The following is a 14,629-nucleotide window of genomic DNA, read 5'->3' as shown; positions in this document are numbered from 1 at the left end:
ATTGGGTTTTACGAAACTTACTTACGGCTGACTAATGCAACACAGCCATCATTATTTTAACAAACCGCCCTGTACCGAACGGTACGCAGGGTGGTGTGAGAGGACGGATAGGGAAATAATCCCTATCTTCCTACTCGATTTTATAGCTCAACGAGAGTGTATTTAGAAAAAATATTTTTGTGGTTGATAAAGTTTATTTATTTCAATATTTTATGTATAAATTAACATGTCTATGGATTCTATGCTTTTGCCTTTTATCTTGTCAAGAAAGTGTCCAAAATAACAATGTCAAACTAGATTATGAAAAGATATCTGCTGTCGAAATTTTTTTAAATGGCGAGGATCAATATAATCATAGCCAAATACAGTTGAAAGATAGCTGTTTCGTTATAGGTTTAGATAGAGATTTTCAAAAATTAGACATTTTTTCTTATTGTGATCAAAGTTTTAACAAAACTATTGCATTTAGCAATGATGGTCCAAATAGGATATTCCCCATAACGTCATTTTATTATCATAGTAGTGATTCCATTTTCTTATTTTCCCTAGATGCTTCAGTGTTTCAATTGATTGACCAAGAAGCAAACCTAATAAATGAATGGAGACTACTGGAAAATATTTTTCCAAGGAATGTTGGTGAAGAAATAGATGGAGGAACAGGTTATTTTTATCCTTTTTCATTAACTCAAAATGGAATGTTTAACATTCCGTTTAAGTACGATTCTTTGGCTGGTCAACTAGTTTTTAATATTGTGGCTCAATCCTCTTTTAGTGGATTTCATGATCTTAAAACATTTTATAGTTCACCAGTTTTAACCAAATATTCTATTAAAGATGATACATTTAGGGATTTTGAAGGACATTGGCCTAAAATTTACCAAAAATCTGAAGCTCCAAATAATCCATTTAATAATTTTGCTTTTAATATTTCTAAAAATGAAGAAATAATTAACTTTTATAATTCCAACAATGTGTTTTCTAGTATAAATGATAAATTCTATGAAATTAAAAGTGATTTTATTGATCAGAGTTTCACATTATTTTCAATTACTGAAGGATTTGATTACACGACAGAACAAGAACTAGAAGCGTATCATAATGATGAAGGATATGTGAATTTGGTATATGATACTTACAGGAAGCTATACTATAGAATTGCAAAACATGCTAATAAAAACTCTGGTAATGAAAATATGCACAGAATGGAGTCTGCATGGTCTATTGTAGTATTTAATGAGCAATATGAAATTTTAGGGGAAGTATTAATGCCAAAAACAATTTACAATTATCTTCATATTTTACCTACACCTCAAGGAATATTGATTAGTAAGGAAAACCCGTATTCACCAACTAATAAAGAAGAAGTATATGAATTTGACCTTATCGAAATTAAATATTAAACCAATTTTTCTCGCAATCCTATGCCTTACTTGTATATTAAAAGTTTCAGCTCAGGAAATTAATGAGAACTATATTTTTTACAGCCCATCTGATCAGCAAATGGGTCATTTAACTTTTATTAATGAAGAGCTTCACCTTTTCACGAATAATGAAACTATATTGTTAATGAGTTCTGATGGTAACACCCATTTGGATACCCTGAATTTGCAGTCCACTGGAATTCAAGGAATGCTGCAATATTTAATGGTAATTGACGAAAACACCTTTGCCGTTGGTAGTTTTGATAATTATGCTTTAATAAATATAAAATCAAATAAGCTTAAGGTCAGTTGGGAGGCATCTAGGAAAGACTTCAGAAAGAAAGGTATCAAAGAGAATATGTATGTTTTGCTGCCGGATGGAATATTTACCTACGATATGAAAAAGAAGAGAAAGGAATTCACTTATTCTTTGAGTTACTACAATACGGATTATAAGCTTGTACATAAAAACTATATCAAGTTAGATGATATTAATAAAAACGATTTAAGTAATTGGGCAATCATCTATCCTCATCAAATTAGTTTTCAGAATGGCCTCATTAGTTTGTCATTAAAAAATTTAGCCAGCCATATTCGGTTTAATATTAAAAACGGAAAGATTAATCAGATAAATTTAAAAAGCTTTATTGAAAATGATGAAGCGGCTGAAATATTTTATGATCCTGTTAAAGATGAAAATTATCTTGTGAATTATGCCTCTGCAGAAAAGGGGAAAGCAAGGGTTTTTATATACAAAATGGATAAAAAGAATAATGCAAAGTACAAATTAAATGATGGAGTCATAGAGTTAAAGAAAATTAGAGGGGGTATCTATAATAATAAAATCATGCTAATGGATGATTTCAAAGGGTCTTTAGCTTTTTACCTAGTACCAATAGATGAAATTCATAAACTATGAAAAATAACCTCTCTTTTTATTTAAGTGCTATTTTAATCATTTTAACTTCTTGCCAAAAAGATGAAAATAAGTATGAGCAATTCTTCAGTGAGGAGCTTCAGTTATCTTCAAGTGAAAGAGCAAATTCCTATTACTATTTCATTAATACTAATTCATGTAGTGGTTGCTTGGAAATAAACAATTTCTTTTTGTTGGAGAATGGTCTAAATGTATTGAAATTAATATTTGTAGGAGATATGGAAAGCAGAGGCTTTTTCAATAGAAATGATTACAATTATAATTTTTGGGAAATCAGGGAAGTGAAAGAACCACTTGTATTTAAATATGATATCTACACAAATGATCCCTTACTAGTTAAGTTTGATAGTAATGGGAAACTGGAATTCACCAAAAATATAAAAGTCGAAGAAATTCAGAAGCTGGTTGAATTAGTAAATTAATTAAGTTCAAATATCAGTAAACGGTATAAACGCTCTTAAAAGCCCAATGTCTGACATGAAAAATGTCCGGCATTTCTAAAGTTATCACAATTTCTCTTTCAAAAACTCAGCAGTATAATTATTCTTCACTTTTATCATGTCCTCTGGGAGACCTTCAAAAACTACTTTTCCACCTTTTTGACCTCCCTCTGGACCTAAATCAATTATCCAATCTGCTGTTTTGATGACTTCCATATTGTGCTCGATAATGATCACAGAATTTCCTTGTTCAATCAATGCATTAATGGATTCTAATAATTTTTTGATGTCATGAAAGTGAAGACCAGTGGTCGGTTCATCAAAAATAAACAGGTTGTGGTCATTTTTTAAACTTCCACCTTTTCCCAAATAAGAAGCTAATTTTACCCTCTGTGCTTCTCCTCCACTCAATGAATTAGATGATTGGCCTAATCGGATGTAGCCTAAACCCACATCAAAAAGAGGTTGGAGCTTGTTGATGATTGGATTATTTCCCGCAAAGAATTCTAAACTTTCTTCTACTGTCATATCCAATACTTCGGCTATGTTTTTTCCGGAGTAATTGATTTCTAAGATTTCGTTTTTAAAGCGCTGTCCTTTGCAGCTTTCGCAGGTTAGTTCGATATCTGCCATAAACTGCATCTCAATTTTTTGGATACCTTCTCCTTGACACATTTCGCATCTTCCACCGTCCACGTTGAAACTGAAAAAAGCTGGCTTATAGCCTCTTTGCTTTGCTAAAGTCTGATCTGAGAAAAGCTGACGTATAGCATCATAAGCTTTTACATAAGTCACTGGATTAGAACGAGAAGATTTTCCGATAGGATTTTGATCCACAAACTCAATGAATTTTACTTTTTTATAATCTCCTTCTAGTTTTTCAAATTTACCGGTGCTTTCATTGCTTCCTTGTCCAATCATTTTGGCTAAGGCAGGATTCAAAATCTTCTTAATTAAAGTAGATTTTCCTGAACCACTGACACCTGTCACCACAGTTAGGACTTCGAGAGGAATTTTCACCTCTTTTATATCGAGATTATTTTCTTTAGCTCCTTTGATGGTGATACTATTTTTCCATTTTCTTCTGTTTTTCGGTATGGCTACTTCATTGCTACCATTTAAGAATCGGGCAGTATGCGTATTATCAGCCTTTTTTAGTTCTTCTAAATTGCCCTGGAAAACCAGATTTCCTCCGTGAACACCTGCATCTGGTCCAATATCGATTATTTCATCTGCTTCCAGCATCACTTCTTCCTCATGCTCCACTACAATCACAGTATTGCCCATATCTCTAAGAGATTTCAATACTTTTACTAATCGGGCTGTATCCCTTGGGTGCAAACCTATGGATGGCTCATCTAAAATATACATCGAACCCACTAAAGCACTACCTAAAGAAGTAGCCAGTTTTATTCGTTGAAACTCGCCACCTGAAAGGGAAGAAGTCAATCGGTTTAACGTCAGATAACCTAAGCCAACTTCCATTAAATACTCTAATCTGTTACTGATTTCTTTTAGGATTCTTCCTGCAATTTTCTTCTCGTTGGTAGAAAGTGTTAAACCTTCGAAAAATGCTATTAATTGGTCAATTGGTTTCAATACCAATTCGATAATGGATGCATCATTTATTTTAACATAGCCTGCATCTTTTCTTAATCTAGTGCCTTTGCAATCCGGGCAGACGGTTCGCCCTCTATAGCGAGAAAGCATTACCCGATATTGAATTTTATGCATTTTAGATTGTAAATGATCGAAGAAATCATTCAATCCTTTAAAATATTTATTGCCGTCCCAAAGCAATGCATACTGTTCTTTCGTTAGTTCTTCAATGGGACGGTGTATTGGGAAATCAAATTCAATTCCATGTTTTAATAAAGGTTCAGCCCATTTTTTCATCGTTTCACCTTTCCATGGCGCAACAGCTCCCTCATAAACAGAAAAGCTTTTGTCAGGAATAACTAAATCCTCATCAATCCCTAATACTTTTCCAAAACCTTCGCAAGTTCTGCAAGCTCCATAAGGATTATTGAAGCTGAACAAGTTAATGGAAGGTTCTTCAAAAATAGTCCCATCTAATTCAAATCGATCATTAAATACTTTTTTTCCATCCGATTCTACATAGTCAATGATACATTCTCCATGCCCTTCAAAAAATGCAGTTTGAATGGAATCAGCTATTCTGAATTGATTATCTTCATCCTCCTTTTGAACCGATGTTCTATCAATCAAAATGAATAAATCCTTTCTTTTCAAAGATTGATTTTCTTCTAAAATGTTTTCTATCTGTAATACTTCCTCTTTATGAACAACTCTAGTATAACCTTTACTCAAAAGCAATTCTAGTTCTTGCTGTAAAGTTCTGCCCTTAGGAACAATCAATGGAGCCAAAACCATAAAGCGTTCGCCTTCTTTATGTTGGTGGATTTCATCGGAAATAGTAGTAACAGTGTCTCTCGTTACTATTTTTCCGCTTTTGGGAGAATAAGTTAGCCCGATTCTGGCGAAAAGGAGTTTCATGTAATCGTAGATCTCAGTTGTAGTACCAACTGTAGATCGGGGATTTCGAGTATTTACCTTTTGTTCAATGGCAATAGCCGGTGATACTCCCCTGATAAAATCTACTTCAGGCTTTTCCATTCTGCCTAAAAACTGGCGGGCATAAGAACTCAAGCTTTCTACATACATTCTTTGTCCTTCCGCAAATAATGTATCAAAAGCTAAGGATGATTTCCCAGATCCAGACAGTCCGGTAACAACTATTAATTTATTTCGGGGGATGGCCACGCTGAGGTTTTTCAAATTATTAACTCGAGCGCCTTTAATGATTATATATTTTTTAGGGTCAAGGTTTTCGAAATCAACCTGACCACTTTTTTTGACTACTTCCATAAGCTTGCAAAGATAAAAGGCTAACCTGAGAAAAAGGAATTTGTTGTCCAGAGAAAAAAATTAAAAATTTTTTTAAAAATATGACCCAATTAAGAAAAAGTTGGTGTAAAGCATTGTGAAAGAAAAAACTATATCTAAACAATTATGGAAAACTTAAAATTATTTAACAAATGGACAATGCTTTTAATAGCATTAGTATTTACCCTTAGCTGTACGGAAGAGGAGGTGCCTACTAAAGGAGATCCCCCAAGAGCAAATGCTGGAACGGATATCAATGCTTTTGTGGACAGTAATGTTACACTCAATGGTAGTAATTCTTCAGATCCAGAGGGAGAAGCCATAACTTTCAGTTGGGAATTAACTCAAAGACCTATGGGGAGTAGCGCGGCTCTATTAAACGCATCTTCCGAACGAGCCAGTTTTATTCCTGATGAGCCAGGTGATTACACCGCAACTTTAACGGTGGAAGATCCTGATGGCAATACGGATACTGATGATGTGTTAATTTCTGCCGAGGAAAATCAAAATGAAGCTCCAGAAGCAGTTATAACGGATTCTAATAATCAGTCAATTGCTCCTGAAAATGACAATAGTGTTATTAATGTTGGAAATACTATTCAATTTTCAGCTGCTAATTCTTCCGATCCTGAAGGTGATGATTTGACTTATCTGTGGGAAGTGACTTCAATTCCTTCGAATAGTACGCCTACTTTAGCAAATCAGGAAACGGTAACATTGGATTTCACACCCGATTTAGAAGGAGAATACACAATTTTATTAACAGTTGATGACGGAAATGGTAATCAAAGCACGGCTGAAGTAACAATAGAAGCAGAAGTTTCACCGGTTATACTTGATGCGAGCATTTCAGAGAATACTACTTTAGAAAATGTGTATGAAGATCCTAGTTTACCAGATTATAGAGTTGTGGCTAACATTGATATAAGTGCTTTATTGACGATCAATCCAGGAGTTACTATTCAATTCGAAGAAAATCTTGGATTTAACGTATCAAGTGAAGGATCACTTTCTGCAGTAGGTACAGAATCAGATAGTATCATATTTACAGGTTTAGAAGAAACTCGTGGTTTTTGGAAAGGCTTATATTTTTCAGACTCAGAAAATAATGCTAATGAATTAACTTATTGCAGAGTTTCTTATGGTGGTAGTTCAGAATTCTATAGTACTATTGGCAAAGGGAATATCGGGATTGGTTATTTTTCAAATACAACCAACTTAAGGTTGAATAATAGCTTAATTCGGGATGCTGACGGTCGAGGGATTACTTTAGATTATAGAGCTAATGCCCGTTTCCCAGAGTTTAGTAACAATGCAATAAGAAATAATAATGGCACAGCCATGTATATTTCAATATTGGCTGCTGGTGATTTAGATGCAAATACAGTAATTGAAAATAATCAAATAGATGCCGTAGAAGTTTTTTCTCCTTCCAGCAGCACATCAGTATCGGAAGATGCAAATTGGGTAGCTTTAAATAATGATGTTCCCTACCATATTAATGCAAACATAGATGTGGATGCTGAGTTGACTTTGGATCCAGGAGTTATTTTAGAGTTCGATAGTGATAAATATATGCGCGTAACTTCCGAAGGAGCTTTAATTGCAATTGGAAATTCAACTAATCCAATCCTTTTTTCAGGTATTAATAAGATTAGAGGCTACTGGAGAGGTTTGTACTTTAATGATTCAAATAATGTTTTGAATGAGCTTACACATGTCACATTAGAATATGGGGGTTCATCTGAAATTTCATCAACTATTGGTAAATCTAATTTGGGATTCAGCTATTTCTCTGGTATTAGTAGAGTGAAATTAAATAATGTAATCAGCAGTAATAGTGATGGTCATGGTCTATCAATGGATTATCGATCTGATGCAGAGTTCACTGAATTTACGAATAATCAATTTATCAATAATAGTCTGGCAGGCATTAGAATAGATCCTATTCAAATTAAATATCTCGATGCAGCATCGGAATACCTTGAAGGCAATGGTAGTAACTATATCGAAGTTTACCATTCCACAGGAGCTGATATTGAGAATGACGCTACTTGGAAAAATGTTGGTGCTCCAATTCTTGTTGATGCAGATGTGACTGTGGTAGGTAATCTCACAATCGAGCCAGGCGTAGTACTTGAATTTGATTCAAATAAAGGACTAACTGTAGAAGGAAGTATGACAGCAGTTGGTACAGCTTCAGAAAGGATTGTATTTACTGCTAAAACAAAAGCTCCAGGTGCCTGGAAGGGAATACAGTATTTTGCTACCTCTGATGTCAACAATAAATTGCAATTTGTAGACATTTCTTATGGTGGTAGCTCGGGAGATGGTGTTACAAAAGCAAATCTAAGCGTTCAGGATTTTACAAGAGAGTCGCTTGTAGATGTTCAAGACTGTCAAATTACAAATAGTGCGGGTTATGGAATCGGAATTGCATCAGGAAGTGCTATTACGCCTGCGAATTTTGAAACATTAAACACTTTTTCTGAAAATGCTCTTGGAAATATTTTCCTTGAATAAATCTAAAAAAACTCACTATTTATATAGTGAAAGTAAAACGATACCTAAGCAAAACAGGTGTTTGTTTAGGTGTTGTTTTTTCATTTAAGTCGGAAAGCCGTCTCCATTGGAGACGGCTTTTTTATTGGTGACTATTTGGTCGGTCTGCCGATAGTCATTAGACCGATTTCTTAAAGATAGGAAGTGTGGTGAGCAGAATATTTTAAAGTTGGGAGATAACAATCGAACTTACAATTTACCAACCTACAATTCAGTGAAAGTCACAGATTGTTCTCCCTGCTCTATAACGGTGTTTTGTTCTGTTAAAACTATAAATGAATTTGATTCAATACTTTTTCTTGAAATCTCTTTTAAAGTTGAGGAATTGATAACTAATAATTCTTTTTCTCCTTCAATTATGATTTTTTCATCAACAGTATAGGCTGACTCAGGCTTCTCTATTGTAAAAGAGGTGGCTTTTTGATTTTTTAAAACTTCAACAGCATCTTCATAAAAGTATAATATATCATTGTTCAACCAAAGAGTATTTACAGGCAATTTATCTTTTTCTTCGCTTTTAATTACTTCAGCCGTTTTAAGATCATAATACTTCATTCCTTCCTTATCATAATCTATCAGATAATTTCCTTCATATTGAAAATCTACTAATTCTTGATTTCTGTCAGTTTTAATTTTTTCTACTTTTTTCAGGATTTTACCATTCTCAATATCCAGCCAAAAAAGTTCGTATTGACTTTTAAGCCCCAACCCTTTATATTTTAGAATTAGTTGATTATTTACGAGTTCCATCTGAGTCATTTCCGTATTGATCCCTACAATTTTTTCAGATGTCCAAACAATATCGCCCGTTAATAAATCTATTTTCTGGATATGCTTATCATTTCCATAAGTCCAAGGTTCACCCTGCACCATTCCTACTGAATAATAAGCAAATCCATCAGTAATGATAGGAGGCATATACGCTACCACAGGCGATGTACTTACTTCTTGTCCGGGTGCATAAGTTGCAGAGGCACCATTAAATAATTGACTGAATTTCATTACTCTCTGCTGGTCAACGTTCATTCCCAAGTTTTCCCCAGTTTGCAAGTCAAAGATTTCCATTCCAAAATAATCCAGCAATAATCGGTCACCCACTACATAGCTGCGATTTGGCTTGTAATTACCGCTATATTCTGATTCCCAAAGAAGCTCTCCAGTGCTGGCATCTATATTGAAAATTACTTTTTTAGCGAAAGTTTTATTGAACCCTGTCGCATAGGCATTAGCGAGAACTATTGAGTTTTGTTCAGGAAGGTAAATGGCTTCCGCTATTCCTGAAGGGAAATCCACTTGATTCCATTTTATAGCGCCTGATACTACATCAAAAAATAAAACACCCTCTTTAGCCACAATAAGCATTGCATTCAATTCATTTATCGGGTGAATGCATGTTTTTAAAGTTGTATTGTTCAATACCACTGTACCCTCCCTTTTTCCTTGCATGCGTAAATTTTGCAGCTCAACATCATTTCCTGTCCTTATTTTTCTGTCCTCAGCTCCAGCTACCAACATGACACCCCTTGCAAATTCTTCGGCATAAGAAACGCCTAATGTAATAGTATCCAACTGGTATATTTGCTCACCACTGATCAGGTCATAGCCTTTAATAATGGTTGTATCTGTACTATATTCAAAGGAAATAGCCCTGTTTAAAGCCCCGAATAATAGCATGTCTGTACCACTTATATTATCTAGATTTTCTAAAACTCTGTTTTCAGGTTTGATTAACTGGGTTTCCAAAACCTTTTCTTTGGTCTCATTATTAAGTATCGTATAATCATTGATGCCTTTTACCAAGGTGTATCGACCATCCTCACTGATGGTTAAATTTTCCACAACATGTGATAAGTCAACTTCTTGAGCAGAAGAGAAATTTATTTTTAAAATAAGTAGTAACAGTAGTGCAGATTTATTCATCATTTTAATTTTTGATATAAGTAAATATATCATTTATAAATGATAAAATATAATAATAAATATTTTATTTACTATAGTAATTTTAATTTTGGGCTACATCTGACCGTCTCACCTAGTTAATGTAATTAGGTGAGAGGATAGCCATACAAGTTTTTTAAATCTCCCGTTCTTAAACTTTTAACCAAGCATTTACTCCTTTTATCAAATTTCATTTTCACATCATTTTATATTAGCGTAGTTTAAATTCAAGTTTCAAAATCACATTCAAATGAGAAAAATATTTTTAAGTTTTTACTTCATAATTCTTTTCACTTCAATTTCAATAGCCCAGGAGTTAGGAGAATTAAATGTTCAGAAAATTATGCGTGACCCAGCTTGGATTGGTCACTCACCTGATAATTTTTATTGGGGAGATAAAAGTGAACAGTTATTTTTCAACTGGAATCCCGATAATAATCCTAATGATTCACTTTATGCCTATGATTTAGAAAATGAGGAAATCATGGAAATTAGTCACGCTAAGGAAATGACTTTTCCTGACAGAAATGGGGTTTACAATGATAATAGAACCGAAAAACTATTTGTCAGAAACGGTAATTTATATTTGGCAGATATTAATTCAGGGAAAATGGAAATTCTAATTGAAAGTGCTCAAAGAATTTCCAACACTGGGTTCTTATCAAATGAGAAAGAAATTTTCTATGTAATAGAGAATAATATCTTCCTTTGGAATAGAGAAACAGGTAAAACCAGACAAATTGTTGATTTCAGTAGTCAATCCGAACCTAAAGAGAAATCAGCTAAAGAATCGGAGGAAGATGAATGGCTTTTTGACCAGCAATTAGAATTATTTTCTGTATTGAAAGATAAAAAGGAGAATGAGGAGAGAACTGATACTTACAGGGAAAGCATTGAATCAAAAGGAATTCCAACCGTTTATCTGGATGGCAAAAGATTAATTGAGTCTAGCATCACTCCTGATGGAAATCATGTGATTTACAGACTTTATATTTCCCCTAAAGGAAATGATAATACCATAGTGCCAGATTACGTAACAGAAAGTGGTTATACTAAAGACTTGAGAGCCCGCTCAAAAGTAGGTGGAGAACAAGCTTACATGGAATTGGGTGTTTTTAATTTGAAAACCAGAGAAAATAAAATTGTGAGTTTTGATGAAGTAGAAGGGCTCAATCAAATTCCTGAATTTTGGAGTGATTATCCTGAAAGGAAAGAAGAAGACTTTGAAACCAGGAAAATGATTTTCCAATCGCCTTTGTTTTCTGAAGATGGAAAATATACAGTAATCGATGCAAGAGCTACCGACAACAAGGACCGCTGGTTATTTTTATTAAATCCAGACAGTGCAGAATTACAATTGATTGACCGGCAAAGGGATGAAGCCTGGATAGCTGGACCAGGAGTTGGCTATGCTTGGGGTGGTTCTACCAAAGGATTTTTGGCAGATAATAAAACACTTTATTTCCAATCGGAAGAAAGCGGATACAGCCATCTTTATTCCGTGGATTTGAGCAAAAGCAAAAAGAAGAAAAAGCAACTGACTAAAGGAGATTTTGAAATTTATGATGTGAATATCTCCAATAACAAAAGCCATTTCTATTTTTTAGCTAACCCAGAAAGTCCAGGAATCCGAAATCTGTATAAAATGCCGGTAGACGGAGGTGAAATGGAACAGTTAACTACTGATAAAGGCGGAATGGAATACACCCTTTCTCCAGATGAAAGTAAAATCGCTTTAAGAAAAAGTACCGCTACTCAGCCTTGGGAATTATATATAATGGATAATCAGCCAAATGCTGAAGCCAAAAAAATCACCAATTCCATTTCAGATGAATTCCAGTCCTATGAATGGAGAAGTCCTGAATACATCACTTTTGAAGCAGAAGATGGAGCTGAAGTTCATGCTAGACTGTATCAGCCTGAAGGAGGAAGCAACGGCAAGCCAGCTGTAATTTTTGTACATGGTGCTGGTTATTTGCAAAATGCTCACCGATGGTGGAGTTCTTATTTCAGAGAATACATGTTTCATAATCTCTTAGCTGATAATGGATATACTGTTTTGGATATCGATTATAGAGGAAGTGCAGGTTACGGTAGAGATTGGAGAACGGGGATTTACCGCCATATGGGAGGCAAAGATTTGAGCGACCAGGTTGATGGTGCCAAATATCTGGTGAATGAAATAGGTGTAGATGAAGATAATATCGGTATTTATGGTGGTTCTTATGGAGGTTTTATCACCTTAATGGCTTTGTTTAATGAGGCAGAAACTTTCAAATCTGGCGCGGCACTTCGCTCGGTTACCGATTGGGCACATTATAATCATGGTTATACCAGCAATATTTTAAATACCCCTGTGGAGGACCCAATTGCTTATAAAAGAAGTTCTCCGATTTATTTTGCGGAAGGTTTGGAAGGAAATTTATTGATATGTCATGGTATGGTGGACACCAATGTGCATTTCCAAGATGTGGTCAGGTTATCTCAAAGATTGATAGAATTAGGGAAAGAAAATTGGGAATTGGCAGTTTATCCTGTAGAAAGTCATGGCTTCGTGGAGCCAAGCAGTTGGACAGATGAGTATAGAAGGATTTTTGAGCTATTTGAAGCTACATTGAAAGAGTAATTAGTATTAAGTTTTAGGTAATAAGTAAAAGGGCATTTCATTTGGAGTGCCCTTTTTAAGTTTTTCTACTACCACTTACCAGTTCTATAAGCTCACCAGCTGACTCTTTCGAATCCCATGCTCCAAAAGAAGCTTTAAATTTCGAAGGGGTTTCCTTTTTTGATTTAATGGAATTATTCAGCTTTTCAATTAAGTTTAATTTCATTTTAGGACTTAAATGATTTAATAAACTCATATAACTTTTCAATATTTTTTCGTCAACTGCATCCATATTTCAAATAAACGAAATATTTCAGTATGAGATTAAACGAACTTATTTCAGAAGTAAGAACTTAAAATTTACATTTTTTATAATTCTACTTTTTCAGATATTTCAAATAAATAGACAATTGACAAGAAACAATAGACAAATAGTTCTTATTTGATTACTTCCAAATTTCCCCATTGGGGGTTAGGGGGCTAACTTATTTTTTTCTCCTTTTATCTTTAGGCTTGTTTCCAAAAGCCTTATCCCTTGCTTTTCCACTAAGATTTTTTTTCTTCTTTTCATGAAAGGCTCCTTGAAAGTCAGGGTTATCCAAATGTTTCTGACGGTCGATTTCCAGTGCCATATCTTTCTTTTCCTTGGGCATGGTCTCCATCAATTCCACTTCTGTAGGTAGTTCCTCAACGGTAATTTTTTTGCTGATTAATTCCTCAATTTTCTCGATGTGATACAAATCAGAAGGATCCACAAAACTGATGGCAATGCCATGATGTTCGGCTCTTCCGGTTCTGCCAATTCTGTGTACATATTCTTCATATTTATTGGGCACTTCAAAGTTGATGACATGACTGATTTCATCAACATCAATTCCTCTAGCACTCACATCTGTGCTCACCAATATTTTTATATTACCCTCTTTAAAATCTTTGATGGCATTAATCCTGGTTGATTGTGCTTTGTTTGCATGGATTACTCTCGAATCTTTTGAGATTTTACGTTCCACAAAATTAAATACATTATTGGCATTGGTACGGGTTCTGACAAATACCAAAACCTTGCTGAACTCCTCTTTATCAAGTAGGTATTTCAACAAATTGATTTTAGTGAGAAAATTAGGGACATGATATAATTTTTGTTCGATTAATTCTGCAGTCATGAATTCTGGCGTTACTTCCACTTTCTCAGGGAAATCAGTAAATTCATAAGCGTATTTTTCAACCTTTTCAGGAAATGTAGCAGAGAAAAATAAGTTTTGTTTTTTCATGGGCAAAAGCTCCAATACTTTACGGATTTGAGGCATAAATCCCATGTCCATCATGCGATCAGCTTCATCCAACACAAAAGTTTTAATTTGCTTTGTTTTAAGGACGCCTGCATTGTATATGTCCAGTAACCTACCAGGAGTGGCGACAATAATATCACAGCCAGCGGTTATTTCAGCTTCTTGCTTTTTAGATCCAATCCCTCCATAGAGACAAACAGTTCGTAAATCAGTATATTTTCCTAGTTCTAAAATATTCTCAAATACCTGCATAGCCAACTCTCGGGTTGGGGCCAATATCAAAGCTCTCGGGTCATGCCCTTGGGCATATTTCAATTTCATTAGCATCGGCAAAACAAATGCGGCTGTTTTTCCCGTCCCTGTTTGAGCTATCCCGATTACATCATGCCCATTTAAAATCCTTGGAATGGCTTTAACTTGTATTTCAGAGGGTTTTTGATAACCCAAATCATCAATAGCATTGAATAATTGTTTGTTGAGTTTAAATTCTTGAAAGGATGCGGTAACTTGCGACATGAAGTCTGTTCTTT

The 14,629-nt window shown here is 34.5% G+C and carries 9 protein-coding genes; 5 read left to right on the top strand and 4 right to left on the bottom strand.

Features of this window, described 5'->3' with window-relative positions; translation table 11 throughout:
* Positions 1 to 212 precede the first annotated feature (212 nt).
* The 3 genes from VFM92_RS14125 to VFM92_RS14115 are packed head-to-tail and all read left to right on the top strand — an operon-like array spanning position 213 to position 2,780.
* Positions 213 to 1,400, top strand: coding sequence for a DUF4221 family protein (locus tag VFM92_RS14125; protein WP_325122877.1), 1,188 nt, complete (start codon positions 213 to 215; stop codon positions 1,398 to 1,400).
* On the top strand, positions 1,369 to 2,340 hold the full coding sequence (locus VFM92_RS14120; RefSeq protein ID WP_325122876.1) for a hypothetical protein: 972 nt from the start codon (positions 1,369 to 1,371) through the stop codon (positions 2,338 to 2,340). Before VFM92_RS14125 ends, VFM92_RS14120 begins: the two co-directional genes overlap by 32 nt.
* A complete protein-coding gene (locus VFM92_RS14115; protein ID WP_325122875.1) occupies positions 2,337 to 2,780 on the top strand; it encodes a hypothetical protein in 444 nt (147 codons plus the stop codon). Before VFM92_RS14120 ends, VFM92_RS14115 begins: the two co-directional genes overlap by 4 nt.
* An 84-nt stretch (positions 2,781 to 2,864) precedes the next feature.
* Here VFM92_RS14115 and uvrA read toward each other — a convergent pair whose 3' ends face one another.
* On the bottom strand, positions 2,865 to 5,687 hold the full coding sequence (gene uvrA, locus VFM92_RS14110; protein WP_325122874.1) for an excinuclease ABC subunit UvrA: 2,823 nt from the start codon (positions 5,685 to 5,687) through the stop codon (positions 2,865 to 2,867).
* A gap of 144 nt (positions 5,688 to 5,831) precedes the next feature.
* Here uvrA and VFM92_RS14105 point away from each other — a divergent pair, with 144 nt between their 5' ends.
* Positions 5,832 to 8,228, top strand: coding sequence for a PKD domain-containing protein (locus VFM92_RS14105; RefSeq protein ID WP_325122873.1), 2,397 nt, complete (start codon positions 5,832 to 5,834; stop codon positions 8,226 to 8,228).
* A 243-nt stretch (positions 8,229 to 8,471) separates the two neighbouring features.
* On the opposite strand, the gene VFM92_RS14100 is transcribed toward VFM92_RS14105, so the two are convergent.
* Entirely contained in the window at positions 8,472 to 10,190 is a 1,719-nt protein-coding gene (locus VFM92_RS14100; protein ID WP_325122872.1) for a PQQ-binding-like beta-propeller repeat protein, read from the bottom strand.
* 265 nt (positions 10,191 to 10,455) lie between these two features.
* Here VFM92_RS14100 and VFM92_RS14095 point away from each other — a divergent pair, with 265 nt between their 5' ends.
* Positions 10,456 to 12,831: a S9 family peptidase gene (locus VFM92_RS14095; protein ID WP_325122871.1), complete on the top strand. Its 2,376-nt coding sequence runs from the start codon at positions 10,456 to 10,458 to the stop codon at positions 12,829 to 12,831.
* Positions 12,832 to 12,886: 55 nt separating this feature from the next.
* Here VFM92_RS14095 and VFM92_RS14090 read toward each other — a convergent pair whose 3' ends face one another.
* Both VFM92_RS14090 and VFM92_RS14085 read right to left on the bottom strand, forming a co-directional pair.
* The gene (locus tag VFM92_RS14090) at positions 12,887 to 13,066 is read right to left on the bottom strand and encodes a hypothetical protein (protein ID WP_325122870.1); all 180 of its coding nucleotides are present in this window, start codon (positions 13,064 to 13,066) and stop codon (positions 12,887 to 12,889) included.
* 229 nt (positions 13,067 to 13,295) lie between these two features.
* Positions 13,296 to 14,615: a DEAD/DEAH box helicase gene (locus VFM92_RS14085; RefSeq protein WP_325122869.1), complete on the bottom strand. Its 1,320-nt coding sequence runs from the start codon at positions 14,613 to 14,615 to the stop codon at positions 13,296 to 13,298.
* Between the last annotated feature and the right edge of the window lie 14 nt (positions 14,616 to 14,629).

Origin of the sequence: Marivirga sp. (assembly GCF_035704835.1) — a bacterium.
In the GTDB taxonomy this organism is placed as follows: Bacteria; Bacteroidota; Bacteroidia; order Cytophagales; family Cyclobacteriaceae; genus Marivirga.
The sequence above is the reverse complement of the archived record's forward strand: the minus strand, read 5'-3'. Positions and strand labels throughout refer to the sequence as shown.